Origin of the sequence: Streptomyces zagrosensis (assembly GCF_014203645.1) — a bacterium.
Taxonomy (GTDB): Bacteria; Actinomycetota; Actinomycetes; order Streptomycetales; family Streptomycetaceae; genus Streptomyces; species Streptomyces zagrosensis.
In genome coordinates, this window is the sequence record NZ_JACHJL010000009.1 from 309196 (window position 1) to 335579 (window position 26384).

22 protein-coding genes and 1 pseudogene are annotated in these 26384 nt (G+C 69.0%); 12 read left to right on the plus strand and 11 right to left on the minus strand.

From position 1 onward, the window contains the following. From FHS42_RS19215 to FHS42_RS19230, 4 genes are all read left to right on the plus strand, one after another. Entirely contained in the window at positions 1-534 is a 534-nt protein-coding gene (locus tag FHS42_RS19215; RefSeq protein WP_184573591.1) for a roadblock/LC7 domain-containing protein, read from the plus strand. Further along, positions 531-920, plus strand: a complete 390-nt coding sequence (locus FHS42_RS19220; RefSeq protein WP_184573467.1) for a DUF742 domain-containing protein — start codon at positions 531-533, stop codon at positions 918-920. Before FHS42_RS19215 ends, FHS42_RS19220 begins: the two co-directional genes overlap by 4 nt. A 208-nt stretch (positions 921-1128) precedes the next feature. Continuing rightward, the gene (locus tag FHS42_RS19225; protein ID WP_312866949.1) at positions 1129-1764 is read left to right on the plus strand and encodes a GTP-binding protein; all 636 of its coding nucleotides are present in this window, start codon (positions 1129-1131) and stop codon (positions 1762-1764) included. A 173-nt stretch (positions 1765-1937) separates the two neighbouring features. After that, a complete protein-coding gene (locus tag FHS42_RS19230; protein WP_184573469.1) occupies positions 1938-3257 on the plus strand; it encodes a styrene monooxygenase/indole monooxygenase family protein in 1320 nt (439 codons plus the stop codon). Positions 3258-3334: 77 nt separating this feature from the next. Here FHS42_RS19230 and FHS42_RS19235 read toward each other — a convergent pair whose 3' ends face one another. From FHS42_RS19235 to FHS42_RS19260, 6 genes and pseudogenes are all read right to left on the minus strand, one after another. Beyond that, positions 3335-4675: a C40 family peptidase gene (locus FHS42_RS19235; protein WP_184573471.1), complete on the minus strand. Its 1341-nt coding sequence runs from the start codon at positions 4673-4675 to the stop codon at positions 3335-3337. Between the two features lie 356 nt (positions 4676-5031). Further along, positions 5032-6054 (minus strand): annotated as a pseudogene (locus FHS42_RS19240) (chitinase); the annotation flags it as partial. Between the two features lie 720 nt (positions 6055-6774). Next, complete coding sequence (locus FHS42_RS19245) at positions 6775-7596, minus strand: APH(3'') family aminoglycoside O-phosphotransferase (protein ID WP_184573473.1); 822 nt, start codon at positions 7594-7596, stop codon at positions 6775-6777. Positions 7597-7764: 168 nt separating this feature from the next. Further along, positions 7765-8034 (minus strand): DUF8847 domain-containing protein, encoded by a 270-nt coding sequence (locus tag FHS42_RS19250; RefSeq protein ID WP_184573475.1) that lies wholly within the window; start codon positions 8032-8034, stop codon positions 7765-7767. Positions 8035-8205: 171 nt separating this feature from the next. Beyond that, a complete protein-coding gene (locus FHS42_RS19255) occupies positions 8206-8967 on the minus strand; it encodes a TetR/AcrR family transcriptional regulator (RefSeq protein ID WP_184573477.1) in 762 nt (253 codons plus the stop codon). A 275-nt stretch (positions 8968-9242) separates the two neighbouring features. Beyond that, positions 9243-10175, minus strand: a complete 933-nt coding sequence (locus tag FHS42_RS19260; RefSeq protein WP_246494967.1) for an AurF N-oxygenase family protein — start codon at positions 10173-10175, stop codon at positions 9243-9245. Between the two features lie 370 nt (positions 10176-10545). Between FHS42_RS19260 and FHS42_RS19265 the strand changes: the two genes are divergently transcribed. After that, on the plus strand, positions 10546-11079 hold the full coding sequence (locus FHS42_RS19265) for a DinB family protein (protein ID WP_184573479.1): 534 nt from the start codon (positions 10546-10548) through the stop codon (positions 11077-11079). A gap of 164 nt (positions 11080-11243) precedes the next feature. On the opposite strand, the gene FHS42_RS19270 is transcribed toward FHS42_RS19265, so the two are convergent. Then, positions 11244-12026: an SDR family NAD(P)-dependent oxidoreductase gene (locus tag FHS42_RS19270; RefSeq protein ID WP_184573482.1), complete on the minus strand. Its 783-nt coding sequence runs from the start codon at positions 12024-12026 to the stop codon at positions 11244-11246. A 451-nt stretch (positions 12027-12477) separates the two neighbouring features. On the opposite strand from FHS42_RS19270, the gene FHS42_RS19275 reads away from it, so the two are divergent. From FHS42_RS19275 to FHS42_RS19290, 4 genes are all read left to right on the plus strand, one after another. Next, entirely contained in the window at positions 12478-13461 is a 984-nt protein-coding gene (locus FHS42_RS19275; RefSeq protein WP_184573484.1) for a phosphotransferase, read from the plus strand. A gap of 253 nt (positions 13462-13714) precedes the next feature. Continuing rightward, entirely contained in the window at positions 13715-14815 is a 1101-nt protein-coding gene (locus FHS42_RS19280; protein WP_184573486.1) for a Rieske 2Fe-2S domain-containing protein, read from the plus strand. A gap of 59 nt (positions 14816-14874) precedes the next feature. Beyond that, the gene (locus FHS42_RS19285; protein ID WP_184573488.1) at positions 14875-15993 is read left to right on the plus strand and encodes a Rieske 2Fe-2S domain-containing protein; all 1119 of its coding nucleotides are present in this window, start codon (positions 14875-14877) and stop codon (positions 15991-15993) included. A 104-nt stretch (positions 15994-16097) separates the two neighbouring features. Beyond that, entirely contained in the window at positions 16098-16607 is a 510-nt protein-coding gene (locus FHS42_RS19290) for a GNAT family N-acetyltransferase (protein ID WP_184573490.1), read from the plus strand. A 40-nt stretch (positions 16608-16647) separates the two neighbouring features. Here the strand turns inward: FHS42_RS19290 and FHS42_RS19295 are convergent, their stop codons facing one another. The 3 genes from FHS42_RS19295 to FHS42_RS19305 all read right to left on the minus strand — a co-directional run bounded on the left by FHS42_RS19295 (position 16648) and on the right by FHS42_RS19305 (position 19944). Continuing rightward, a complete protein-coding gene (locus FHS42_RS19295; protein ID WP_184573492.1) occupies positions 16648-17553 on the minus strand; it encodes an ABC transporter ATP-binding protein in 906 nt (301 codons plus the stop codon). A 162-nt stretch (positions 17554-17715) separates the two neighbouring features. Then, a complete protein-coding gene (locus FHS42_RS19300; RefSeq protein ID WP_184573494.1) occupies positions 17716-18873 on the minus strand; it encodes a helix-turn-helix domain-containing protein in 1158 nt (385 codons plus the stop codon). An 84-nt stretch (positions 18874-18957) separates the two neighbouring features. Then, positions 18958-19944: a quinone oxidoreductase family protein gene (locus tag FHS42_RS19305; RefSeq protein WP_184573496.1), complete on the minus strand. Its 987-nt coding sequence runs from the start codon at positions 19942-19944 to the stop codon at positions 18958-18960. 554 nt (positions 19945-20498) lie between these two features. Here FHS42_RS19305 and FHS42_RS19310 point away from each other — a divergent pair. The 3 genes from FHS42_RS19310 to FHS42_RS19320 all read left to right on the plus strand — a co-directional run bounded on the left by FHS42_RS19310 (position 20499) and on the right by FHS42_RS19320 (position 24717). Further along, positions 20499-21155: a TetR-like C-terminal domain-containing protein gene (locus FHS42_RS19310; RefSeq protein WP_184573498.1), complete on the plus strand. Its 657-nt coding sequence runs from the start codon at positions 20499-20501 to the stop codon at positions 21153-21155. Positions 21156-21438: 283 nt separating this feature from the next. Next, positions 21439-22062 (plus strand): TetR-like C-terminal domain-containing protein, encoded by a 624-nt coding sequence (locus tag FHS42_RS19315; RefSeq protein WP_184573500.1) that lies wholly within the window; start codon positions 21439-21441, stop codon positions 22060-22062. Between the two features lie 405 nt (positions 22063-22467). After that, positions 22468-24717 carry a winged helix-turn-helix domain-containing protein gene (locus FHS42_RS19320; RefSeq protein ID WP_184573502.1) on the plus strand — a complete coding sequence of 750 codons (2250 nt, stop codon included), beginning with the start codon at positions 22468-22470 and terminating at the stop codon, positions 24715-24717. A gap of 340 nt (positions 24718-25057) precedes the next feature. Here the strand turns inward: FHS42_RS19320 and FHS42_RS19325 are convergent, their stop codons facing one another. Continuing rightward, the gene (locus tag FHS42_RS19325; RefSeq protein WP_312866944.1) at positions 25058-26146 is read right to left on the minus strand and encodes a polyprenyl synthetase family protein; all 1089 of its coding nucleotides are present in this window, start codon (positions 26144-26146) and stop codon (positions 25058-25060) included. Between the last annotated feature and the right edge of the window lie 238 nt (positions 26147-26384).

A 26384-nucleotide genomic window follows, 5' to 3' on the forward strand; every position in this document is an offset into this window, starting at 1 on the left:
ATGTTCCGGGGGGCGACCCCCGGGTCCCCGGCTACGGCTCCGGCCAGCCCCCATGCATACGGGCTGAGCAACGAGGCCCGCAACCTGCATTGGTTGCTGACCAATTTGGTAGAGGAAGTGCCCGGCGTCATTTCGGTGGCCGTCGTGTCCTCCGATGGCCTGCTGTTGCTCTCCTCCGATCCGGAGGAGACCGCGGCGGCTGCTCGGCCGGCCAAGCCCGCGGAGGGTCAGGACGGGCCGAAGGGATCAAGTGCCGACCTCGCCACGATCGTCTCCGGGCTCGGCAGCCTGACCCTGGGCGCAGCGCAGTTGATGGATGGTGGGACCGTCAAGCAGACGATGGTCGCGATGGACGAGGGCAGCCTGTTTGTGATGTCGATCAGCGATGGTTCGCTGCTGGGCGTGCATGCGACACCGGACTGCGAGATGACCGTGGTCGCCTATCACATGGCGCTCTTCGTCGGTCGGGCCGGCCATGTGCTCACCCCGGAGCTCCGCAGCGAGCTGCGCAAGTCGGTGGAGTCGGCACGGTGAGTACCACATCCAAGCCGCCGAGAAGGCGGCCAGCGCGCGTGCGGCCGTACAGCTTGACCGGCGGACGTACTCGGGTTGGGCATGTGCTGCTGGTCGAGACGTTCGTGGCCGCGCTCGACGCTCCCGAGGAGCGCCGCGAGCTGACCTCCGGCGGGCTGAACAGCCGCGTCCTGCCGGAGATCCGGGCCATCGTCGGGCTGTGCCGTCGAATGCGGTCGGTGGCCGAGGTGGCGGCGCTGCTCAAGATGCCGCTAGGTGTCGTGCGGGTGTTGCTCAGCGACCTTGCCGACCAGGGAAAGATTCGCGTATACGGCACTGGGCGAGGCACCGGGCAGCCGGATCGCGCGCTGCTGGAAAGGGTGCTCGGTGGACTCCGCAGGCTCTGAGACCGTGACGGCGATACCGGACATTGGCGATCCACCCCCTGGCCGGGCGCCAGGGGGCGCCGGCCAGAACGCCCACAACCCCGAGGCCCTGTCCGATCCCCTTGTCGGCGCCTCCCACGCTCCCCACGCCTCCCCATCATCCGACACAGACGACAGCCGCGCCGAGGGTGACCGGTACGTGCGCCAGGCCCCTGGTGGCGTGGCCGTTGTGGCCGCTGGCGGCCTCGATGAAGGCGATGTGGCCTGTCTGCTGGCCACGGAGGAGGGTCTGCAAAGCTGGCAGTTAGACCGTTCCCGTGCGCCGATCGCGACGAAGGTCGTGGTGGCGGGTGGGTTCGGGGTGGGTAAGACGACGTTTGTCGGCTCGGTCTCGGAGATCACTCCGTTGCAGACCGAGGCGTTGATGACGCAGGCCAGCGCCGGTGTGGACGACCTCGCGGCCACGCCGCAGAAGACCACGACCACGGTCGCCATGGACTTTGGCCGGGTCACTCTCGATTCCGATCTGGTCCTCTACCTGTTCGGCACCCCGGGCCAGCAGCGGTTTTGGTTCATGTGGGATGACCTGGTGCGGGGCGCCATCGGCGCCATCGTCATGGCCGATACCCGCCGGCTTGAGGACTGTTGGCCCGCGCTCGACTACTTCGAGAGCGGTGGGCTGCCGTATGTGGTGGCCGTCAACCATTTCGAGGGCACCGAAAGATTCACGGCCGAGGACGTGCGCGACGCGCTGTCCGTGCCGCCTCACGTACCCATCGTGATCATGGACGCGCGGCGCCGGGTCACGGTTGTGGATGCACTGCTGACACTGGTGGCCTATGCACTTGACGTGACGCCCGAGTGACGTAGCGTCTGCCCCCGGTCGGGGAGCGAGCTGCTCTCCTCCGCCTTTTTGTTGTTGTACGTGTCGCCAATTCGGCGGTCCGTCTCCGTGCCCCGCGTCCGCTCGTCTCCTGGGGCCGGCCATGCCGTTGAGGCCGGAGACCGCCGCGTTTCGCTGTGAGAGAGAGCGTTGTCATGCGGAAGATACTCATTGTCGGGGCCGGTCAGTCCGGCCTTCAGCTCGCCCTCGGCCTACAGTCCCACGGGTACGAGGTCACCTTGATGTCCAACCGCACGGCCGACGAGATACGCACCGGGCGGGTCATGTCCACCCAGTGCATGTTCCACACGGCCCTCCAGCACGAGCGCGATCTGCAACTCAACGGCTGGGAGGGCGAAGCGCCGCGTATCCAGGGTGTGGGAGTCTCCGTCGCCGGCCCGCCGGATGAGGGCACCGGGGCATCCACCCGTCTGATCGACTGGGTTGGCAAGCTCGACCACTACGCGCAGTCCGTGGACCAGCGGCTGAAGATGGCGGGCTGGATGGAGGCGTTCGCCGAGCGTGGCGGGCAGGTCGTCATTCATGGCGTCGCCGTCTCCGACCTTGACTACCTCTCCCGCGCCTATGACCTGGTGTTGGTCGCGGCGGGCAAGGGCGAGCTGGTGTCGATGTTCGGGCGGGACGCGAGCCGCTCCCCGTATGACACCCCGCAGCGGGCGCTCGCCGTCGCCTATGTCCACGGCATGGGGCCGCGCCCCGAACACCCCGAGTTCGACGCGGTGCGCTGCAATCTCGTCCCGGGTGTCGGCGAACTGTTCGTGATGCCGACGCTGACCAACTCCGGCCGCGCCGACATCCTCTTCTGGGAGGGCATACCCGGCGGGCCACTCGACGTCTTCCAGGGCATCAAAGACCCGAACAAACACCTGGAGCTGACGCTGGAGCTGCTGGCCAGGTTCACGCCGTGGGAGTACGCGCGCTCGACCAAGGTGGAGTTGACGGACGCGTGCGGCACCCTCGCCGGGCGGTACGCGCCGACCGTACGGCACCCTGTGGGGCAGCTCCCGTCGGGCGGCTCGGTGCTCGGCGTCGCCGATGTAGTCGTCTCCAACGACCCGATTACCGGGCAGGGTTCCAATTCCGCGAGCAAGTGCGCCGCCTCGTACCTGGCGTCCATCATCGAGCGGGGTGACCAGCCGTTCGACGCCGAGTGGATGCAGGCCGCGTTCGACCGCTACTGGGAGACGGCGCAGTACGTCACCAAGTGGACCAACACGATGCTGGCGCCGCCGCCGGAGCACGTCTTGAACTTGTTCGGCGCGGCAGGCGGGCTGCAACCGGTTGCCGACCGCTTCGCCAACGGCTTCAACGATCCGGCCGACTTCGAACACTTCTTCTACGACCCGGACAAGACCAGCGCCTACCTGGCGGGCCTCACCTCGGCCCCACCCCGCGTACCGGCGCAGGGACACGGCCAGCCCAGCGCACCCAACCCGGCACAACCCCCGCGCTAAAGCGCCTCCGGCTCTACGGCCCTGCTCGTGCTCAAGCCCTGCTCGTGCTCAAGCCCTGCTCGTGCTCAAGTCTCGCCCTACCGAGCGGCCCGCGTTCCCTGCGCCGGGCGAGCCGGGCGAGCAGGACGAGCCGGATCGAGGCGGGCGCCGGGCAGCCGGGGGGCCGTGTACTGGTGGAGGGCTCGTCGTCCGGCGTCCGGGCGTACGGCGCCAAGCAGCGGGTTCGTCGCGATGGGCGAGACCCGGGCGGCGGCGCCCGGGCGGGGTACGTGCACCACCCGTCCTTGACCGATGTACAGCGCCGCATGGGTGGCGCCGGGGAAGTACAGCACCAGGTCGCCCGGGCGCAATTGCGTGAGCGGGACGTGGGGCAGTCGGCGCCACTGCTGCGGGCCGGTACGGGGGATGTCCCGCCCGGCGTGCGCCCACCCCCGGGCGGTGAATCCTGCTGAGTCGTGCGCCGCCGGGTCCCCAGCGGATCGGGCGTACGCCATGTCGACTTGGTCGATCGCGTACCGCACGGCCCGAGCCCCCTCCGCCGAAGGCAATCGGTCGGTGGTGGGGGTGCCGCCAGCCGAGAGCGCGTCGTCGGCCGATGGGGCGCCCAGGGTGTCGAGTGCGCCCGGCGTGAACAGGGCTCCCGGAGCCTGCGCTCCGACACCGCGCACGGTGCCGCTTCCGTACGTCTCAAGCTGGCGGATCGCGGCGAGCTGGTCGGTGCTGAGGGAGGCCAACAGGCGTTGCACGGTGGCGAGTCGGTCCCGCACCACGTTGCGTTGCCGCTTGCGCCGGTCGGCGAGTGACTGCTGACGGCTCAGTGCCTGGCGGGCGCGGGTGGCGTAGAAATCCGCCGTTACCTCGGTATCGGCGAGGCGTGCCTCAAGGGCGGCAATGCGTCCGTCCGCCCGCCGCAGTTCATGGTCCTCATCCAGCACGCGGCTGGGGTTGTCGCTGAGCAACATGCGGACATACGGGGAAAACGAGGTGAAACCGATGCCGTGTCGGTAGCGCTGGCGGGCGAGCCGTCCGGCGCCGTTGCGGGCGTCGGCGAGCTCGGCCCGGGCTTCCGCGAGCCGAGCGACCAGCCGTTGAGTGGTGCGGCGTTGCCGTGTCAGCTTCTTCTCGATCACGTGGTAGCGCTCGCTCGCCTCCCCGGCCGCGCGGTAGTGGGTCTGGAGCTCGGCTAGCAGGGCCCCGACGGAGCCCATGCCGGGCTGCCCGGCCCGGCCGGGGCCGGCGGGCTGGTGAGGTTCGGTGGTGAGGTTGGGTGAGCTGTTCGGTGCGGTTGGCCGGTCTGGTGCGCGATGCGGGGCGGTGGACGGGGCCGGCGCGGCGACGGCGCACGGCGCGGGCAGCGCAAGCCCCGTGCTCGCGACCAGCGCGAGAACGCACACCTTCCGTACGCGGCGTCGTGCCACGAGCTCACCTCCACGGCCACCGAGCCGGGCCGCGACGGGCCCGGCTCAGGTGGATCGTGGCACGACCGGTCGTATCATCCGGACATTTGTGGGGGTGTCCGGCGTACGGAGTCACCCGCTCGGCGCACCCAAGCCGACCGAGACGCCAGCTCCGCCGCGACGCGAACCGCGACGCGAACTGCGACGCGAACCGCGACGCCGGGGCCACGCCGGATGTGACGCCAACCGCTGCTCCGACGCCGGCTCAGACTGCGGCCCAGCCGGGCCTTGGTCCCAAGTCGGGCTCCAGCCCCGAACCGGCCCAGAGGTGGCTACGGTTCCGGCCGGCGGCTCCGCACCGTGTCTTGGCTCCGCCGCTAACGCCGCCCGAAGTACGTGTCGAAGTTCTTCGAGAACTCCCGCCCGTTGAAGTTGTCCCAGTTGATGGACCAGGTCATCAGCCCGCGGAGCGCGGGCCAGGTGCCGTGGGTCTGGTAGCTGCCGCAGTCCGTCTTCTTCGTCAGGCAGTTCAGGGCCTTGTTGACCTCACCCGGCGCTGTGTGGCCGTTGCCCGCGTGGGTGCTCGCCGGCATGCCGATGGCGACTTGGGAGGGAGCGAGGGCGGGGAAGACGTTGTTCTTGTTGCCGGCCACCGGGAAGCCGGCCAGCAGCATGTCCGTCATCGCGATGTGGAAGTCGGCGCCGCCCATGAAGTGGTACTGGTTGTCGAGTCCCATGATGGGGCCTGAGTTGTAGTCCTGGACGTGCAGCAACGTCAGGTCGTTGCGTAGCGCCTGGATGACCGGTAGGTACGCCCCGGCGCGCGGGTCTTGGCCGCCCCATGGCCCGGAGCCGTAGAACTGGTAGCCGAGCTGCACGAAGAACGTCTCGGGTGCCATGGTGAGCGTGAAGTTTGCTCCGTACTTGGCCTTCAGCGTCTTGACCGCCGAGATGAGGTTCACGATGGCGGGCGTCTTCGGGTTCTTGAAGTCCGTGTCGCCGTTGTTCAGTGAGAGCGAGTGGCCTTCGAAGTCGATGTCCAGGCCGTCAAGCCCGTATCGGTCGATGATGGCGCCCACCGATGAGACGAACTTGTCGCGTGCGGCGGTGGTTGCCAACCGCACCTGGCCGTTTTGGCCGCCGATGGAGATCTGCACCTTCTTGCCCGCGGCCTGCTTCGCCTTGATCGCGGCCTTGAACTCCGCCTCTGTCTCTACCTTCGGGCACTCGCTCTGGGGGCACAGGCTGAACTTGATGTCCCCCGAGGTGGTGGAAGTTGGCTCCCCGAAGGCCAGGTTGATGATGTCCCAACTGTCCGGGACGTCGGCCATGCGGGTGTAGCCGGAGCCATTGGCGAAGCTGGAGTGCAGATATCCGACCAGCGCGTGCGCCGGGAGAGCGGCCGAGGAGTCGGCTCGGGCGGCAGCTGCCGGGGCGGGCGCTGAGGTGACCGGGGTTGTCGTAGCAGCCGAAGCGGCACCTGGCGCCGCGAGCGCGGTCGCCGCGACGGCGCTCGCGGTGGCGATCAGAACACCGAGTGATCTCGCGCGCCGGCGCGGACGGGGGCAGGGGTGGGGGAGCGTACGCATGGGGATCTCCTCGGGGGCTAATCCGACAGCGGTACGGGTGGGGGGACGAGGTCGAGGCGGGAGAGGCGCTCCCGTGGGGTGGGGGACGGCCAGGGAGGCGCGGAAGCGGCTCTCTCCGCGCAAGCAGCAAACAAGGACTAGACCAGAAGTGTCAATGGTCCGGACCAAAACTAAAACGGAGGGTTCGACGCTCGTTAGCTCGACGCCGCCAAGGCACCACGTCGCGGTGGAGGGCCCAGGCCCCGCAGGTAGGCGGCGGGCAGCGCCTGCCGCGCCGGATGGAGGCGCCGCGTCGAGGGAGACGCTGACGCCGTCCCCGTACGTGCTGGACTCCCGTGTCTTTCACGGCGGTAGACCAGCAGTCTTCGACCGCAAGAGCTGCAAACAGCCCAGCACGGTCGAGCGACGCATCAACCGCCCGAAACACTGGCGCGGCATCGCCACCGCTACGAGCAGATCCCAAGCAGCTACCTGGCGGAGCTCCACAGCGCAGGCGTCTTTCTCCGGCCCGCCGGGGACCCATATGACCGGTCAGCCCCAGGTGAGCGGGTCGAGATGGAGGTAGAAGCGCAGGCGGTCGTCGTCCAGGGCGATGCCGTACCTCTCGGCGAACGCTACGTCCGCGGCCCGTGCCTGCTCCTCGTGCGTCCATGTCTCTCGCGCATTGGCAAGAAGGAGAGCCAAGTCGGCGTAGCGGTCGGCCAGTCCGAGGCGGCCCAGGTCGATGAAGCCCGACACGTCCAGGGTCCGCGGATTGAGAATGATGTTGGGCAGACACAGATCCCCGTGGCAGACGACCGTGTCGGCGACCTCCTGCTCCCGTCGCCGAGGAACGTGCCGGGCGAGGCGGGCCAGCAACTGCGTGGGGGGCGTGTGCTGTTGCTCTACTGGGAGGAACTCCGGGTTCACGGCGTCACGGGCCACCACGTCGCGTGCCACGGCGACCATAGCGTCCAGATTCCGGCCGAACGGGCACTGCGACGCCGGCAGCTCGTGCAGCCGATGGACCGCGTCCGCGATGCGTTCCCAGGAGACTCGCAGGCCTTCAGCGGACACCTGGTCAGCAGGTACGCCGAAGACGGCGCTGGTCACCAAGCAGGCTCCCGCGTCCCCCGAGTGCCAGTCGAGCACCCGAGGGCCCGGTACGTCCTGACCGCTGAGCCAGGTGATCCGGTCGCGCTCGGCCCTGAGATCGGCCGCGTCCGCAGCGGGTACGCACTTGGCATACCGGGTGGCGCCCGCACTGCGAAAGACGGAGGCGCCCGACTCGCCCGAGGTGACAGGAAGCCAATCGTCGCCACCCATGCCGAGCGATGCCGGCCATCCGGCCTGCGGTCCGCAGCGATCGCTCATAGCGGCAACTCAAGCCAGCCCGGCCTCTCCCGCTCGGGGCCGTAGGACCCCCGCCGCTGCCCCCGCACCGGCGTGCGGCAGGGCGAGATCCGAACGAAACGGCCTAGTCACCGAGTACCGAATGCCGAGTGGACGGCACCGGATAGGGGTGTTGGCCATCGGCGGAGGTCACCGTTCCGGTCGGGACCAGGGCCACTTGAGGCCCCCGCGGGGCTTGCCGTGCGGGGCGTACTCGTACTGCCAGCCGCGGGGCACGCCGAGCCGCCGGGAGATGGCGGCGGGGACACGAACGTAGACGTACACCGTTGGCGGGGTGCCGTCGTCGTTCGGCACCGGCACCTCGTATGTCTTCGGCGGCTGCCCGGTCGCCCCGACCAGTACCGGCAGCACCCGGCCGTCTAGCGGCCCACCGACGAATGGCGTTTCTACGCTTCTCACGCGTCCAGTGTCACACCGGGTGCCCGGTGCCGCCGGAGCTGCCGTAAACGGTCGCGTACGGGGTCGGCAGGGGCTGTGTACGCAGCCGACACAGGTACGCCGTGCCGCCGCACGCTCCCTCGCGAGGCTGGCGGGAACGGCTCAGGTCAGCTCAGCTCAGCTCAGTGCGGGTTACAGCAGGTGCGCGGCGTGGCTCACCAGGGGCAGGATGCGGCGTGCCAGATCGGCTACGGCGCCGTCCGGTGTTTCCTGCGCAAGAGTCGTACGCGCCACCTCTGCGGTCTCCTCATCGCGTGCGGTGGTCGCCGCCAGCAGCGCCACGAAGTGGTCCACCAGCCACTCACGCAGTTCGTCCAGGGGTGGCTGCTTGCCCTCATCGAGCCAAATCAGCGACGCGGCCTCGACCGCCGTTATCCACATCCGCACCATCATGCGCAACCGGGGGCCGGGGCTGGTCGCGCCCAGGTGGATGAGGATCTGTTCCGCCGCGGCTCGGCGCACGCCGTCCACGATGGCGCTCGTTCGGGAGGTTTCGGCGACGCTGCCGCCCTGGAGGAGCGCGGAGAACCCCGCATCGTGCTCATCTACGAACGCGAGATAGCGGTCGAGTGCCCGGCTTAGCCGCTGGGTGGGCGGCCCCGTCTGCGGCTCGGCGAAGCAGCGCCGGAGTTGCTCGGCGGCGCTGCCGAGCGCCGCTTCGTACAACTGCTGTTTGCCGCCGGGGAAGTACCGGTAGACGAGGGGCCGAGAGGCGCCGGCTGCGGCGGCGACGTCGTCCAACGAGACCTCCTCCGGCGGCCGGTGGGCGAACAGGCCCAGGGCCGCGGCGAGCAACTCGGCGCGGCGTTCTTCGACGCTGAGCCTGCGGTAGGTGCCGCGGGGCGCGGGCCGGGGCTCTATCGACGCCGCGGGTGCGATCCCGCCGCTGGTCATGAAGGGCTGCCTCTCATGCGTAGCAGCCTAACCGGCTGGCGGTAGGGCCGGTCGAAAGTCCCCACGGGTAGGGGGCGCGCATGGTCGCGGAGTTTGCCCAGCGGGGCTCCTGGGGCTGATGGGTCACGAGGGCCCGAGGTGCCCCTCGGGTCCGCGTCGCCTACGCTGCCGCGTCCGTGTCCGTGTCCGTGCCCGCGGGCCCTCGCCGAAGCGCCCCAGCAGGCGGGGCCTGAGCAGGCGGGGCCCCAGCAGGCAGGGCCCTGGTGGGCAAGGCGCTAGGCCAACAGCCCGCTGCTCTTCCACAGCTTGCGGCCCGCGCCGCGCAGCACGCCTATGTCGTCCAGGAAGTCCGTCAGTCGCTTGGCGCCACTCTGCATGACCTCGCGGCGGTGGCCGCTGGCCTTGACCTGGGCGATGGCCTCCCTGCGATCAAGGCCGGCGTCCGAGTACACCTTCGAGTTGACGAAGGCGATGGAGAAGACGCGGGCGAACTCGCCCGAAACCAGGCGCGTGAACTCCGCTTCCCAGCGCGGTGCGGTCACCATCTGGCGGCGCAGTTCCTCGCGTGCGTATCGCACATGCCGTGCCTCTTCGACGACATGGATGCGGGTCACGCCGCGCACCAGCGGCTGGACGCGCTCGTCCGGGAAGGTCAGCCGCTGCATCCAGTCCAGTATCTCCTCACCGAGGAGGGTCGCGGTGAACGAACCCGGCGTCGTGGAGATGGTCTTGAACAGGCGGCCGAGGTTGTGGTGCAGCCGCGTGACGGGGTACGCGGGAACGTCCGACTTTTGGATGAGACGGGCGAACATCATGGAGTGCCGGCACTCGTCGGCGATCTCGGTCAGCGCGTACCGGACGTGCGCGCTGGTGGCCGGCCGGTCGTAGATGTGCCGGATCAGGAGTTGCATCAGGATGATCTCGAACCAGATGCCGAGCGAGGCGAGCGCCGCGGATTCGTGGCGGGACAGCAGTATGCGCTGCTCCTCCGACATTCGCTTCCACATCGGTGTGCCGTAGAGCGAGACGAGCTCCGGCGGCCAAAACCACTTGCCATCCTCAAAGGGCGCGTCCCAATCCAGTTCCTTGTCCGGGTCGAAGGAGTGTTTGGCGGAGGAGTCAAGGAGGCGCTCGGCCACCTGTTCCCGGTCCTTGAGCAGCCCGAGGGCGTCCCGGAGCATTTCGATTTCGGTCATCGTCGTGGTCATGGCTGAGGACACCTCGCTGATGGGTTACCCGCGGTCACGCTCTTATGAGACTGCGTGTCAGCAAGGCAGTCAATCCCCTCGGCATAAGTTGTTGACTCGGCGATAACAACCGTGTGAACCTGCGACCCGCCGGGCCGCCCAAGGACCCCCGTCCGGGCAGGTACGGAGCCTGGTGGTGGGAAAGAGGCGCCAGTGACGATGCACGGATGCCCGGCGGTGGCTCCGGGAATGCCCCCAGCGCGCCCGCCCACGCCCCGGGCGCCTCACTGCCCCGAGTGCCCCACGCGCCGCCCCTCGCGTGCCTGGGCAAAACCCATCCCGTGAGCCCAACTGACATCAGCCCAAGCCCGACCTCAGCCGGAGAACCACCGTGACGAGCCAACCGACCGTAAGCACCGGCTGGAGTGAGCGGGTCGATCCGCCACTGACCGGAGGCGAGCGCGAGTCTCTGCGCGCCTACCTCGACTTCCACCGGGCGACCCTCGCCATGAAGTGCGAGGGCTTGACCGACGACGAGTTGCGACGGCAGTCCATGCCACCGTCCGCACTCTCGTTGCTCGGCCTGGTACGGCACATGGCGGAGGTGGAGCGCGCCTGGTTCCGCCGGGTGATCAACGCGGAAGACATTGCGCACGTCTGGTCGGACAAGGGCGACTACCAGGAGGCGTACGACGCGACTACGGCCTCCGCGCCAAAGGCGTTCGACGCCTGGCATGCGGAGGTTGCACACGCTCGCCGTATCGAGCGGGCGGCCACCTCGCTTGAGGTGACCGGCCACCAACCTCGGTGGGGTGCAGACGTGTCACTGCGACTGGTGATGCTGCATATGATCCACGAGTACGCCCGGCACAACGGGCACGCGGACTTCCTGCGCGAAGGCATCGACGGCAGCGTGGGAGCCTAAAACGCACACCGCTGCGGCCGGCCCTGCCCGGCACCTCGCGCCTCACTTCCGCGCCGCGCGCTCTGTAGTTCCCGCGCCGTGCGCTGCGTTACCCCGCGCCGCGCGCTGTGTTTTTCCGCGCTGCGCGCCGTGTTTTTTCGCGCCGCGCGCTACCTTGTCGGGCTTCAGACGGTCTTCACCAGCCCGTCGTCGATGCGAATGTCAGTGCCGGCCATGCTGGCGGCGTGCTCGGAGAGCAGAAAGGCGACCAGAGCGCCGATGTGGGCCGGTTCCGCGATGTGTCCGGTCGTCAGTCGGAACCGGGCGGGCAGCCGGTGGACGACCTCTTCCTGTGGTACGTCGAGCACGGTAGCGAGGATCGCGCCGGGCCCGTCCGGATCAGTCCAGCGCTCGATGTTGATGGGTCCGGGTGACACGGTCAGGGCGCGCACGCCCTGGGGGCCGAACTCCTCGTCCAGCGCCTTGGTCAGCGCGTTGAGCGCGGCCTTGGCCGCCCCGTAGTCCACCGTCGTCGCAGCCGGCACGCGGGCCGCGGTCGAGGAGATGTTGACGATGGCGCCCCGGCGCTCGATGAGATGGGGCAGCGCGGCGCGGGTGACGCGTACGGTGCTGAAGAGATTGAAATTCAACGTGTGTTGCCACTCGGCGTCATCCAGGGCGAGGAATCCGCCGGCGTTGTAGGTGTCCTTGCCTCCGACGTTGTTGATGACGAAGTCGAGTCCGCCGAGCGTATCGACGGCCCTTTCGATGAGGTTGGGCGGCCCGTCAGGGGTGGTGACATCGCACACGACCGGTACGGCGCCCGAGTCCTTGAGCGCGGGTGTGATCGTACGGGCGCAGCCGACCACCCGTACGCCCTCTGCGAGGAGGGCCCTCGCGATGGCGAGTCCGGTTCCCCGGCTGGCTCCGGTGACGACGGCGGTCTTGTTCGCGAGCTGAAGATCCATGGCGTGGGGCACTTTCTACGCAGCGTCCGCGAAGGGCCTTCGCGAGGCGAACGACGGTGAATGGTGGTGAGGCCTGCGGAAGCTACCCAGGTGTAATCAGTCATAAGCAAAGAGTGCGCATGGGTTGCAGTAGATGGTTCACCGAGCCCCGGCGCGTGCGCGCGCACGCCCCCGAAGTGGGCGCGCCCTTACCCGGCTTACCCGGCTTACCCGGCTTACCCGGCGCCGCCCCCGACCAGCGCTGCTCCCGGGTGGCCTTCTCCCCAGCCAGCGGCGCCCCCAGCCAGCGGTGCCCTCAAGCAGCCCGGCCCCACAAGCCGCCAACGCACGCGCTCGCCACGCCCCTGCACGTAGCGTCCCTCTACGCAGCCCTTCCACGTGGCGCCACTGCACATAACACCCCGCCCGTAACGCGCGTGCGCGGACGGCATGGTGCGGCTACTTTCGCCGCATGAAGGATCGGCCAGAAGCGCTCGATGACCACACATTGTGGCAAGCTCTGGACGCTTGGGGGATCGGGGCCGTGACCCTGGCGTACGCGCCCGTTGGCTTCGGCGACCAGCACTGGATTGCCGAGTCGGACGAGGGACGCGCGTACTTCGTCACCGTTGCGAATCTCGCACACAAGGATCAGTGGGGCAGTGGGCCCGAGGCCGCCCTCGACGGGTTGCGCCGGGCGATGGACACCACCGCCGCGCTGCGCGCGCAGCCCGGAGCCGACTTCGTCGTCGCCCCGCTGACCACATCGGCCGGGGAAACGATCCGCCCGCTGGGCACTCACTATGCGCTCAGTGTCTTCCCGTACGAGAGCGGGGAGCCGGGCGAGTTCGGGCAGCCGCTGTCCGCCGAGGAGCGCGGCCGAGTCGTGGACACGCTCGCCGTTCTGCACGGCAGTACGGTTCCCCACCGCATTCCCGAGTTGTCGCCGGCACTGTCGGTGCGCGGCCCGTTGGAGCAGGCGCTGACCGCGGCGCAGTCCCCCTGGCACGGTGGGCCGTTTTCGGAGCCGGCACGGGAGTTGATCGCGGCGGCCGGAGAGACCCTGCGCGGACAACTGGCGACGTTCGATCGGCTGGTCGGCGAGGTGACCGCGCAGGGCGCCCACCGCGTGGTGACGCACGGCGAGCCGCATCCTGGCAACGTGTTGCGGCGCGGAGATCGGCTGCTGCTCGTGGATTGGGACACGGTGGGGTTCGCCGTACCGGAGCGTGATCTGTGGTTGGCGGCTGCCGGTCCCGCGGAGCTTGACCGGTACGCGCGAGCCACCGGCCACCCGCCGGACCCTGCCGCGCTCGCTTTGTACGCACTGCGCTGGGAGTTGGAGGACGTCGCGAGCTACCTGGGCTGGTTCCGCGCGCCGCATGAGCGCACGCCGGATACCGAACTAGCCTGGGCCGCGCTCAGTGCGACCGTACGGGGGTGGCTGACGCCCTGACTTCCCCGCGCGCTACGTACGCATGCGCCGTACGCACCCCTAGCCACCCCCGTCGCCGCCGGGTGCCGGTGGCGACATTCGGCGGGCCGCACTGACCCCCTGTGTGTGCGCCTGACGTGCCCCCCTATTCACCACTACCCGCTCCACGCCCTCCGGTTGCTGACGGATCAAGGTCGGGAAGGCTGAGCAGGCCGAGGCAGGCACTTGGGAGCGCTGCCACGGCGGCATGTTCGAAGCGCGGGGAAGGGGTGGCATGAGGGTCAGAAAGAAGGGCTGGTACGACCGGGGGGAAGCGGGCCTGCCCCCGTCAATGGCGCAGCTGGCGCCCAGGGGACCCTACGCGGACGGCTGGTTCGCTCTGGCCGCGAGCAGCGAGTTGCAGCGGGGGAAGGTGCTCACCCGGCGGCTCATGGGTGAGGACGTGGTGCTGTATCGCTCGGCTAGCGGGCGGGTTCGCGCAACTGAGGCTCACTGCCCGCACATGGGGGCGCACCTCGGCTATGGCGCCACGGTGTGTGGCGAGGACATCGTCTGTCCCTTCCACCACTTCCAGTTCGGCCCGGACGGTATGTGCTCGAAGACCGGGTACGGCACCGCGGCGCCCAAGGCCAGGCTGCTCACGATGGAGTGCACCGAGGTCGAGGGCCTGGTCTTCGTGTGGCGGCATGCGCTGGGCAAGCCCTCGTCATGGGAGATCGACACCCGCTCGTCCGTGGGGTTCTCCCCGCCGTACAGCACCGTGCGGGCGCTGGTGGAGTGCCCGCAGGATGTCATCGAGAACATCGTGGATTACGGGCACTTCTTGCCGACTCACGGCATTCGAGCCGAGATCGTCGAGGAGCCGTGGTTCGACGGCGTCCGGATGGGGACCACCTATCGGTTCCACCAGGCCAAGGGCGAAAAGGATGCGGCGCGGGTCTCGTCGATCGCGCCGAAGGTGAAGGTCATCGTCCAGGGCATTGGCGTGGGGTACACGGAGATCGAGGTCCCTCAGTTCGGTCTGTACATGCGGACCCGGTTCGCCGTCACTCCCGTGGACCCCGCCCATGCGGATCTGCGCCTAACTACGAGCGCACGGGTTACCAAGCTCGGTGGCGGACGGATTGCCGGCTCTCTCTCCCCCCTGGTCGCCAGGGCGCTTACCGGGCTTTTCTGGTACGACACTAGGAAAGACTTCCCCATTTGGGAACACCGCAGGTACGCCCAACAGCCTCGCTTGGCCAAGGGGGACGGGCCGATTGTGAAGTTTCGGCGCTGGAGTAAGCAGTTCTACAGCGTATTGGAGGACAGCGCTGGTGCGCTGAATACCGAGGACGCGACGGCTCACAACGAACCGCCGACGCCTGACGCCTGATGTCTGACGCTCGATGTGCCAGTGCTTAACGCCTAGCGAGGAATGAAGGGTGCACCACCATGAACGTAGGAAATCGACGTACGTCTGATCCGGTGCAGCCGGCGTTGCCGGCGTCGCAGGAGCACCCGACGCCCAGTCTTCCGTATCCCGACGGGTGGTTCGCGGTGGCCACGAGTGACGAGGTGAAGCCGGGGAAGGTGGTGAATCGGCGGTTGCGGGGCCAGGACGTGGTCCTTTACCGCACCACAGGTGGGCGGTTGAACGTCATTCGGCCGTTCTGCCCGCACTTGGGGGCGCACCTTGGGCATGGTGGAACGGTGCAGGGCGACAATCTCGTCTGCCCCTTCCATCATTTCCAGTTCGCTCCGGACGGAAGGTGCGTCAAAACTGGATACGGTACGCCTCCGCCCAAGGCTCAGTTGTCCGCGCTGCATTTTTGCGAGGTGGATCATCTCGTCTTTGTGTGGGCCCACACCGAGGGAAAGCCGCCCCAGTGGGACGTAGAAGGGCTGTTGGGTTCGGACTTCCCCAAGCCGCACATCACCCCGCGATCGCTGCTGGCCCATCCCCAGGATGTCGTGGAGAACTTCATCGATGTCGGCCACTTCGGCCCGCTGCATGGAATCGCCGTGGAGGCCGTGGAAGGCCCGCTGTTCGAGGGGCGCCGGTTGGAGGTCGAGTACCGGCTTTGCCCATCCGGAAAGGGATCGGGCAAGCGGTATTCCACGCTCCCGACGATGCGCGTCATCTCGGATGGGCTCGGCAATATTCAGGTGAAGGCCGATCAGATGAAGTTCGGCTTCGATATGCGGGCCCGCATCTGTGTGACGCCTGTAGAGGCCACCCGTAGCGACCTGCGCGTGTCCGTCGCCCTACGACCCACGGGACCGGGGCGCCGGCGGGTAGCCGGCGTGGTGGCCACCCTGGCTCCCAAGGTGTTCGCGCGGGCGGCTGCGGCCGACACCAAGCGGGACGCCGCCATCTGGGCCCACAGCAGCTACGTGGAGCGCCCCCGGCTCGCGAAGGGGGACGGCCCGATCATGCCGTTCAGGCGCTGGGCCGGGCAGTTCTACAGCGGCGACGGCGCACCTGGCAGCAACGTACCCGCGGTGACGGACGTACCTGCGGTGGCCGACGCGCCCGCGGCGAACGACGCGTCCGTGGTGACCGATGGCTGAGCGCGCAGCGGGTCGAGGCGCTCCGGCCGGCCTTGCCGCGACCGAAGAGCCAGGGCTACGGATTGAGCTTTCCCGAGATCCGCCAGTCGCCGCACAATGGGATCATGATCACGAGGCTGACGCGACTCGATGAACTGCCGGCGCTCCAGGACATCGAGCGGGCGGCGGGGGAGTGCTTCCGGAGCGTGGGCATGGCGGAGATCGCCGATGACGAACCGCCCACCCTCACCGAACTCACCCACTATCAGCGGACGGGTCGCTCTTGGGTCACCGCGGACGACGGTGATCGGCCGGTGGCGTACGTGCTGACCGAGCCGGTGGACGGGCGAGTGCACATCGAGCAGCTCTCGGTACACCCGGACGCGTCCCGGCAGGGCGTCGGGCGGGCCATGATCGACCACCTGGCGGCGCGGGCCGCGGCAGCGGGGCTGCACGGGATGACGTTGACGACCTTCGCCGACGTGCCCTGGAACGCGCCGTACTACGCGCATCGGTGCGGGTTTCGTGTGCTGCCCGAGGCGGAGGTGACGCCCGGGCTACGGGAGATTCGACGCCGGGAAGCCGAGCTTGGGCTCGATCGTTGGCCACGGGTGTGCATGCTGCGCGAGCTGTGACCGGGTCGTGCTGTGGGATCGGTTCCTTAGGGCCGGCCGTTCACGCCGTGTCAGCCGGCCCGAAGGACGCCGAGCGAGCCAGCCAGCGGCCCGCGTGTTGACTGACCTCGATGGGGCGACCGAAGCAGGCCGTCAACCCCGCGTCCGTCAGGACATCGGGCGCCGGGCCCTGCGCCTGCACCCGGCCATCGCGTAGCAGTAGCGCATGGCCGATGCTTGGCGACAGCTCTTCCAGGTGATGGGTCACGGTGACCGTGGCCAAGTGCGGCCGTGCATCGGCCAATTGACGCATGGTGTCGATCAGGTCTTCTCGCGACGGCAGGTCGAGCGCGTTGAACGGCTCGTCGAGCAGCAGCAGTTGACAGTTCGGCCGGCCGGACTCGGCGCCTGGGTCGGCCATCAGCGCGCGAGCGATGAGGATGCGCGCCCGCTGGCCGCCTGAGCACACGCCGTAGGGCCGATCCGCCAACTCCTTGCACCCCAACTCGGCGAGGAGTGCGCCGGCCCGCTCGCGGGTGGCATCGTCGTACGAGCGCCACAGCGGTTGCACGGTGCCGGTTGCCCCGGTCAGTGCGACGGTGAGCCCCGTCGCGTCCTGCGGGACCTTCTGCGCCGATGACACCAGGCCGATGCGGGCACGAAGGCCCCGGACGTCCACCTGGCCAAGTCGGTGACCGAGGACATCGACCGTGCCGCTGGTGGGGTGCATGAGCGCGCCGATCAGCCGGAGCACCGTGGTCTTGCCGGCGCCGTTGGCGCCCAGCAACGCCCAGTGCTCGCCGGGGTGGATGGCCCAGTTGATGTCGTCCAGGATGACCTGTCCGGTGGTGGGCCTGCGTACGGCCACCGCGTTGAGGCAGGCCACGGCGGCGCTGTTGCTGCCCCCGCCGGGCGCCCCGGGGCTCCCGGTGGCCACCTCGCGCACTCGCTTCGTACCGCTCGTCATGCCGCCTCCTCGCGTGCGGTGTCCGTGTCCGTGACGCACAGCAGGGTAGGGGCGGCCTCCGGGGCCGTGGCCGTGCTCGCCAGCTTGCGCTGGAGGCTAGTTGTACGGGCCATCGGCGTGGGCAGGTGTCCGATCTGTGGACGGCGGCGCAGGGCGCGCCGGCTAGCCTGCCGCCTCCCAGCCCGCCGTGTGCACGCGGTCCACCGCGTGCGCCGACGCCGGTGTGATGTGCTCGGTGAAAAGCCGGGCCACCAGTTCGCCGCGGCTGGCCACGCCGACCTTGGCCAGCACCGACTTGATGTGGTCGCGCACCGTATGCCCGGTGATGTGGAGCCGCTGCGCGATCTCGGCGGTCGGCAGGCCGCTGGCGACAAGACGGGTGACCTCAAGCTCCCGCTTGGTCAGTTCGTACGTCTCCACGATGATCGCGGCCACCTCGGATGCGGCGGCAGGTTCGATCATGACCGCGGTGAACGCGTCATCACCAGTGAGCCGGCTCGCGTGGCACACGAGCCAGCGCCCATCTCGGCGGCGGACCCGCACACGACCCGCCCCGGCGGCGGCGAGTGTGGCGATCCACATCGGGATGGGCATGGGCGCGGCTGCCCGCGCTGCGGGGCCCTCAGCGGGCACACCACCGACGCCAGCGATGTGCTCCCTGGCCTGTTCGTTGGCCGACACCAGGCGCCCGGAGCGGTCGAAGAGCAGCACGCCGGTCGCCTCCCCGAGCCCGCCGCCACCGGCTCCGGCCCCGGCTCCGGCCCCGGTCGCGGTCGCGGTGGGGACGCCCGTGGCACCGGGGCGCAAAAAGCCGCGTAGCCGGGAGGCCAGGGGGCTGGAGAGCCCGGCGAGCAGGTCGGTGTCCGCGCCGGTGAAGGCCGGTCGGCCAAGCGTGCGGAACAGGCTGACGGTGCCCCAGGGCCGCCCGGCGATCCGCAGCACGGCGCGCAGTTCGTCGCCGAAGTGGCGCGGACGCAGATAGGTGTCGTACAGCGGGCTGACCTCCGGCCGATCAGCGGTGCTCGCGCGCAGTGCGGCAGCCGGAACGGGGGCGTGCACGAGCGTACGGAACGGGTTGACCGTGCCCGGGTCGGCTTCGCTGGTCCAAAACACCGCACAGCCGCCCTCATCGATGTTCTCCACCCGGATCGGCGCGGCGATCAGCCCGGTCAGTGGGTCGGTCGCCCGCCACACCGCCGCATCGAAGGGGAGCAGCCGGGACAGCCGCGTGGAGGCGGTCGCGAAGAGCGTGAGCGCATCGGGCGCCTCGGCGGCGCGAGAGAGCAGTTCCTCGCGCTTCCATGCGTCAGGCCGAACCATCGCCTTGTCGCCCTCCTGGATCTTCCCTGCTGGGTCTTCCCTGCGCCCGCAGGGCTCGGGCGCCGCGCGGTTGGCTGCGTCAACCTAGGGGATGAGCAGAAGCTTCCCTGTGGTGCGCCGGGAGTGCAGATCCTCGTGGGCCCGGCGCGCCTCGCTGAGCGGGTACCGGCCACCGATATGCGCGCGTAGCCCGCCTGCGAGGGTGCGCGCGAACACGTCGTTGGCCCGGGTCAGCAACTCGGCCCGATCGCGGGTGTAGTGGGCGATGCCGGGCCGGGTGAGGTACAGGGAGCCGCCGTCCAGCAGCCGGCCAACATCGAACGCGTCCACCGGGCCGCTGGCCCCGCCCACCAGTGCCAGCGTGCCCCGGACACGCAGGCTGGCCAGGCTGTCGTCGAAGGTCGCGGCGCCGACCCCGTCGTACACCGCCGCCGCGCCCAGCCCATCGGTCAACTCCCGCACCCGAGCGGCGAACCCCTGGTAGCCCAGGACGGCGTCCGCCCCCGCGGCGCGGGCCACCGCCTCCTTTTGCGGTGTGGAAACGGTGGCGATGACGCGGGCCCCACGGGCGACGGCGTACTGCGTCACCATTCGGCCCAGACCCCCGGCGCCCGCGTGCACCACGACGGTGTCGCCCGGCTGCACGCGGTAGGCGTCGTGGACGAGGTAGTGCGCGGTCATGCCCTGCATCACCACGGCAGCCGCGGTCTCGCTGTCGAGACCCTCAGGGATGGGCACCAGACGGTCGGCGGTGACGAGCGCACGCTGCGCGTACGTGCCCTGCGCGGTGCTCACCGAGCCGTCCATGGCCCAGGCCACCCGGTCGCCCACCGCGACGCCGGTGACATCGGGGCCGACCGCGGCGACCGTCCCGGCGGCTTCGACGCCCGGTACGAAGGGGGTGGGCATCGAGAAGGCACCACTGCGCTGGCTGAGCTCGATGAAGTTCACGCCGCTGGCGGCGATGTCCACCAGGGCCTGACCTGGGCCCGGGCTCTGCGGCTCTGGATGGGAGGTGACGGCCTGCAAAACCTCGGGCGAACCGTGTCGGGTGACGATAACGGCGTGCATGACATCTGCTTTCGTTTAGTGTCGGTGGATTTTTAGGAGTTGAATGCTTTAGAGAGTTTTATGGCGTTTATTCCGGTACCTGATTTCTCCGGAGCGGGTGTTTCGTCGGGCGTACGGGGATGCCTGGCGCCGAATGCGTACCGGCTGGGCACGGACCGATCGTGCGGCGCTTCGCGGCGCGGTGGAATCCCTCATCTGAGGGGGGTGCCGTGCCATGCGGTGAGGCCGCCGCGGCGAGCGCCGGGCGACAGGCGGCCGGCGGCGGCCAGCGGGGACGGAACGGAGAAAACTTGCCATAACGGCGGATGTGGCAGGGGATGACCAGGGCGGAACCGCGGGGGTGGCCACGAGTGTGAACGGGCGGTGACCAGGGCGTACGCCGTGCGCGGGGCGAGGCGTGGCCGGAAAGCTGTGCCCGTTTATGTCCGTTCCGTACGACTGATCGTATGGTCGATCGTTGCTATCCTCGGGAGGCTAAGCGTGGCTGTGGTGCGGAACGTTCCATGGCGGTGAAGCACTTGCGGGGAGCGTGTTGGCCAGTGGACAAAGACGGTATGACAGCCGGCGTGACGGGCCGAGGGCCCGATCCGCGCGCGGAGCGCAGCCGGGCGGCAGCGCTTGCGGCAGCGCAAGAACTTCTCATCGAAGAGGGCTGGGCGGCGGTGACCCATGTCGCCGTGGCGGCGCGCAGCGGAGTCGGACGCACCACGCTCTATCGGCATTGGCCGGACTCGGCGATGCTCATCCGGCAGTTGCTCGCGCAGCTTTTCCAGATCGACCATTCCTTGCGCACGGGCGATCTGCGGGAGGACTTGATCTGCGAGTTGCGGGCGTTCCAACTCCTGCTGGAGAACCCGACCGGTGACCGCGCACTGCGGGTGATCATCGACCAGGCGTCGATCGACGAGGAGTACGCCGACGTCCTCGAACAGTGTCGCCACAAGGGCGCCGAGGTCCTGACGGCGATCATTGACCACGGCCGCGAGCAGGGTGACCTGCCGCAACGGCTGGGCACGGAAGAGGCGATCGGGCTGCTGCTGGGGCCCATGTTCTTCCGTCGGCTGGTTGCCAACGATGGATTCGAGCGGGATTACGTGCCCGAACTGGTCGATGGCTTCTTGCGGGCCTATGCGGTGGAGGCGCCGTTGGCGTCGCACCGTGACCTGACCTCGATGCGACGGCCCGAGCCGGCGGCGGGCGCGGCGTACTAGGACCCGCACCGCGGGCCGACCCCATCCGGTGGGAATCGTCTCGCGTGAAAGCTCGCGGCGGCGAGCCGTCATGGGGGTTCACCGTGAGCGTGGGCGAGTGGGTGACATGGTGGTGTGCTGGCTGCTGGGCTGCTTGTTGTGGTGGTATTGAGGGGTCAATTCGCGCCGGTGTAGGGGTTGAGCAAGCCCAAAAAGCCGTTGGGGGGCCGGTGAGGTAGGCGCTCCATAGGGGTCTGGTGCAGACTGCTCCACAGTAGTCAAGCCCAGGCGTGGAGCGTGATGCATGGCGAAGACGGACGACACGGCGATCGGTGTGACACACCGAGGCCCCGATCCGCGTGCGGAGCGTAGTCGTGCTGCGGCGCTCACGGCAGCCCAGCAGTTGCTGATCGAGGACGGATGGGCCGCGGTGACCCATGTCGCCGTCGCGGCGCGCAGTGGCGTCGGGCGGACGACCCTTTACCGACACTGGCCCGAGTCGGCCATGCTGATCCGCGACGTGTTGGCCCGTTCCTTCCAGGCGGATCATTCAGCGCCGACCGGGGACTTGAGAACTGACCTGATCTCTGAATTGCTGGCGCTTCGCGCGATGTTGCTTGATTCTGTGGCCGAGCGTGCGCTGCGAGTGATGATCGAACGGGCCACGGCCGACCGGGCGAGCGCCATCATCCTCGAAGATTGCCACCGCAAAGGTACGGAACTTCTACGGGAAATCGTCGAGGCGGCGAAGGTTCGGGGCGAGCTGCCGGGTGACCTGAAGGCCGATGTCGCGATCGACAAGCTGGCCGGCCCGATGCTCTTCCGGCGGTTGTTTTTCAACGGAACGTTTGATGACGGCTATGTTGCCGATCTCGTGGACCGCTTCCTTGACTCCTACGCGCTTCCGCAGGTCCAGGGCACAGACTGACCGTCTGTGCTCGTGTCGTGGCGCGACGCACAAGCAAAGGCCGCTATGCTCGACGGCCAGATGTTTCAGTGAGACTCCAGCGGCGCTCTATTCGTGCCGCAGACCCTGGTGAAGTCCGCTCTATGAAACATCTTGTACCGCGCACGGGGGAGAGCGAACGGGGGCGCTCATCGGGGGGTCTGGCGAGCCCAGCGTCACGCGACTGATGAGTGTGCTCGTGTTGCTGCCCTTGGCCGGAGGCGACGTGCCTGAAGTCATGGCGGGAGTGATTTCGTGAACCAGCTCATGGATAGCGGTGTCTGCGAGGCAATTCCCATATTGTCCGTAATGAACCGTGAGAAAACGCACCAACCCCGTTCTGCCCGGTTATTCGGAAGGGAAGGGGAAATCGCCGAACTCTGCGGAATGCTGCATGATCCCGGAATCCGGCTGTTGACCATCACAGGACCTGCCGGCGTCGGCAAGAGCGCGCTGGCGAACGCGGTGCTTGCCGGGTCCGTGCCGTACGCCACCGATGGCGTGATCAAGACTGACCTCGCGTCCACTGGCAGCCGCACCATTGCCTGGCGCCAGGTCGCGGCGGCGCTTGGCGTCGGCAGCGACGCGGCAGCGCTGTCCCTACCAGACCTAGTGGGCTCCGAGATCGGCGAGCGCGAACTGCTGCTGGTCCTCGACAACTGCGACCTCGTAGCGCCGCTCCTGTCAACCGATATCGCGTCATTGCTACGCGAATGCCCATCTCTACGCGTGTTGCTGACCAGCCGTATCTCTCTTGAGGTGTACGCCGAGCACCTGTTCCCCGTGGCGCCCTTCCCCGTGGGCTCCGGAGGGCAGACGCCGTACAGCTCGGTTGCAGTGCAACTGTTCATCGACCGGGTACGGGCGCACTACCGCAACGATGTGCTGCACGGCGGCGAATTGCGGAACATCGCCGAGATCTGTGAACTCCTCGATGGCGTGCCGTTGGCCATCGAGGTGACCGCGCGGGCCGTCGGCACGCTCAGCCCTCGGGCGCTGCTCGAACAGCTTCGGCGTGGGGCACACCCGTACAACAGCCGACCCCTCGATGTGCCGACCCGGCACCAGTCGGTGCCCGGCGCGCTCTCCTGGGGCGATCAGTCACTTGGCGCCGAAGAGCGCGCCCTGCTCCAGCGGCTCGCGGTGTGCGAGACGTCCATCGATCTACCCACCGCACAGCGGCTCGGCAATCTGTCGCTGATGCAGGCGGCTCGCAGGCTCGACTCGCTGGTGCACAAGAGTCTGCTGGTGAGCGCCAAGCGGGAGGGCGGCGAGCCGGAGTTTCGCATGCTCACCGCGACCCGAAACTACTACCGCAAGCGGCTCGCCCAGGACCCCGAAGAGCAGACCGAGGCGCGGAATCGGCATGCCGATCACTACACAAAGTTCGCCATTGCCGCCGAACGGGGCCTGCGCATCGCGGAGGAGCGGGCGCACTGGCTGGCCCTCGTGCAGTCCCGGCTCACCGATATCCGCACCGCTATCCGGCGGCTACAGACCAAGGGGGAGCACGCCACCGCGGTCCGTACCCTCCTCGCCCTCGAAGAGGCGTGGACCGTGCACAACGTGATCCACGAGTCCGCTGGGATTTTGTCCCGCTCCGTCACCGCCCTGGAGGCGGCCGACGTACGGGATGCCAGGGACGCCGCGCTGCTGGCCGATGCGCTGGAGACGGCGGGCCGGTGGGCAATGGCCGGCGAGGAACTTCAGTGCGCTCGCGCATTGCTGACCCGGGCCGCGGAGCTGTACCGCAGCACCGGCGACGCGGGCGGGCGGGCCCGCGTGGCCGCACTGCACGGGGAACTGCTGCGCCGCGCGGGGGACATCGAGGCGGCCGAACAGCAGGCAGACTTCGCCGTCGCCGAACTCGATGCGCTCGGCGACATCAGGAACGCGGCCACGGCGCGACGATTGCAGTCCTTGGTCCGCGCCGCACGCGGCAAGCCGGAACCAGATGCTCCGCTGTTGCGGGCGTTGGAGGAGCTGCGTGCCCTTGAGGAGCCGTACGCGCGCGCCATCGCGCTGATCCACCTGGCTCGGGTACGGAAGGCCACCGGCCGGCCGTTGGAGGCGTACACCACGGCCCGAGAGGCCATGGAGATCCTCACCCGGCACGTCGGCAGCCCGGCTGATGTTGTGCTCGCGCTGGAGACAGCGGCTCGTTCGGTGCCGAGCGGAGGCGGCACGGAGCGAGCGCACATCATGCGGCTGCTGTCGATGGCGGGAGCGCTGCGAGAGCAGCACGCCATACCGGAGGGCGAGGACGGGGCCGCGTTGCGGAACCTCGCCGACCAGATGCGGGAGGCCGCGGGGGACGCGGCCGATGGGGACACCAGCCGCGCTGCCAGCGTGGCGCAGACGCCAACGCTCTACTCGGCGCTGAATACCGCGCTGTCGGCGCCGATGCCCAAGCCCGCCGAGACCCCGTGCGTGGATGCCAGGCTGGCGGGGCTCACGCCTCGACAGCACCAGATTGCGGAACTCGTCGCCGAGGGCATGACCAACCGGCAGATCGCCCGGTCGCTGGAACTGTCCGAGTGGACGGTGGTCAACCATCTGCGGCAGGTGATGAACAAGCTCGAATGCCCGTCGCGGGTCCACGTCACCCGCATCGTGCAGCGGACGGCGACCGGCTAGGAACGGCAGTCACCATGCTGGGCCCGGCGCTTTCTTTCGATGGCGCCGGGCCCAGTGTGCGTAGCTCTCCTCGCGGCAGCGGCGACGACAGAGTACGGGCGGGTGAGCGTGTTGCTGGCGGACCGGGGCGGCAGTCTCGCCCGGGAGCGGCCGGCTCGCTAGCGGGGCCGCCACGCGCCCCAGGGGGGCATCAGGGCCAGCCCAGCCGGCGCGCAGGCTCACCCGCCCAGATACGAGTCACCTGCCCCCGTACGCCGGCTCACCCGCCCAGATACGAGTCACCCGCCCCCGTACGCCGGCTCACCCGCCCCGTGCGAGTCGCCCATCCCGGCGCCGGCGCTCACTTGACCCGGTACGCCGCCGCTCGTGCCATCGCGTGCAGCTCGCTCGCCCAGGCATCCGGTAGGGCCGCGCTCACCGCGTCGTTGGCGACCTTCAGCCGCTCTTCGATGACCGCCTCGACCCGGTCCTTGATGCCCGTCTTGATGAGCAGGGCGTGCAGCTCGTCCGGGTCCGTGTGGGGCAGGTCGTCTCCCACCAGGGCCTTGACCTCGGGCTCGTCCTGGAGGGCGAAGGACATCAGCAACGTCATCTTGTGTTGCTTGAAGTCAAGGCGCGCGGGCTTGCCCGTCACGTCCGTGTCGCCGAACGCGTCCAACAGGTCGTCGCGGAGCTGGAACGCCTCACCGAGCGCGAGCCCGTACTCCTCGAACGGAACCAGCAACTCCGGAGAGCCGCCCGCGAGCATGGCGCCAACGGACAGCGGCCGGTAGACGGTGTAGCGGCCGGACTTGAACAGCGCTATCCAGCGGGCCAGCGGGATGTCCGGCTGGAACCTCGCGGCGGCCCGTACGTCCAGGAACTGGCCCACCATCAGCTCCGTGGACAGCTCGCCCCATACCGAGCGCGCGGCGGGCGGGCAGGTGGCGAGCAGCCGCTCCGCGTAGACGATGGCAAGGTTCCCGGCGAGCATGGCCACGCTTTGCCCGTAATGCCGGGCGTCGCCGTGCCAGTCGCGCTCGCGGTGCAGCGTGGCGTGCCGGACGTGCGCGGTGGGCTCGTTGCGGCGTAGCTCCGACTCGTCCAGCACGTCATCGTGCAGCAGCGCTGAGGTGTGCATCAACTCCAGCGCGGCGGCGGTGTCCACGGCCACCTGGGATGCGGGGTCGCCGCCCGCCGCGAGGTAGGCCGCGATGCAAAACGCGGGCCGCAGCCGCTTGCCGCCGCTGGCGACCATGGTGCCGACGCAGTCAACCAACTCAAGGGCGTCGGGGTTTTGCTCGGTCCAGTACGCACGCTCCTGTGCGAGCAGCGCAAACAGCCGCTCCTCTACGCGTGCGAGCATGCGATCTCGCAGTACGCGCGGTGTGGCCTGGCTGTCGTCGATGGCGGCCTGAGCGACGGTGGTTGTCGCCTCTATGGATGTCACAACAAGCTCCCCGGCATGGCGAAGACGAAGTCCTCGGTGGTGGTCGTGCGGGTGTCGGCGGCTGGGCCGATGGTGTCCGCGCCGTCGCGTCCCGGCTCACACGGGCTGCCGACCAGCGGTTCGACGGTGATCTAGAAGATCGGGCGGCTTGGCAAGGATCTCAGGTGTCTGCTCTGCGGTGATCTCTGCTCGGCGAGGAGTAACCGATCCGGTGGCAGCCGGCCCCACGCGAACTGTC

Excerpts from the sequence above, each read along its gene's own strand:
- FHS42_RS19215 (WP_184573591.1), top strand. The coding sequence starts at position 1 with ATGTTCCGGGGGGCGACCCCCGGGTCCCCGGCTACGGCTCCGGCCAGC.
- FHS42_RS19230 (WP_184573469.1), top strand. The coding sequence starts at position 1,938 with ATGCGGAAGATACTCATTGTCGGGGCCGGTCAGTCCGGCCTTCAGCTC.
- FHS42_RS19245 (WP_184573473.1), bottom strand. The coding sequence starts at position 7,596 with ATGAGCGATCGCTGCGGACCGCAGGCCGGATGGCCGGCATCGCTCGGC.
- FHS42_RS19255 (WP_184573477.1), bottom strand. The coding sequence starts at position 8,967 with ATGACCAGCGGCGGGATCGCACCCGCGGCGTCGATAGAGCCCCGGCCC.
- FHS42_RS19260 (WP_246494967.1), bottom strand. The coding sequence starts at position 10,175 with ATGACCACGACGATGACCGAAATCGAAATGCTCCGGGACGCCCTCGGG.
- FHS42_RS19270 (WP_184573482.1), bottom strand. The coding sequence starts at position 12,026 with ATGGATCTTCAGCTCGCGAACAAGACCGCCGTCGTCACCGGAGCCAGC.
- FHS42_RS19275 (WP_184573484.1), top strand. The coding sequence starts at position 12,478 with ATGAAGGATCGGCCAGAAGCGCTCGATGACCACACATTGTGGCAAGCT.
- FHS42_RS19280 (WP_184573486.1), top strand. The coding sequence starts at position 13,715 with ATGAGGGTCAGAAAGAAGGGCTGGTACGACCGGGGGGAAGCGGGCCTG.
- FHS42_RS19285 (WP_184573488.1), top strand. The coding sequence starts at position 14,875 with ATGAACGTAGGAAATCGACGTACGTCTGATCCGGTGCAGCCGGCGTTG.
- FHS42_RS19290 (WP_184573490.1), top strand. The coding sequence starts at position 16,098 with ATGATCACGAGGCTGACGCGACTCGATGAACTGCCGGCGCTCCAGGAC.
- FHS42_RS19295 (WP_184573492.1), bottom strand. The coding sequence starts at position 17,553 with ATGACGAGCGGTACGAAGCGAGTGCGCGAGGTGGCCACCGGGAGCCCC.
- FHS42_RS19300 (WP_184573494.1), bottom strand. The coding sequence starts at position 18,873 with ATGGTTCGGCCTGACGCATGGAAGCGCGAGGAACTGCTCTCTCGCGCC.
- FHS42_RS19305 (WP_184573496.1), bottom strand. The coding sequence starts at position 19,944 with ATGCACGCCGTTATCGTCACCCGACACGGTTCGCCCGAGGTTTTGCAG.
- FHS42_RS19310 (WP_184573498.1), top strand. The coding sequence starts at position 20,499 with ATGACAGCCGGCGTGACGGGCCGAGGGCCCGATCCGCGCGCGGAGCGC.
- FHS42_RS19315 (WP_184573500.1), top strand. The coding sequence starts at position 21,439 with ATGGCGAAGACGGACGACACGGCGATCGGTGTGACACACCGAGGCCCC.
- FHS42_RS19320 (WP_184573502.1), top strand. The coding sequence starts at position 22,468 with ATGCTGCATGATCCCGGAATCCGGCTGTTGACCATCACAGGACCTGCC.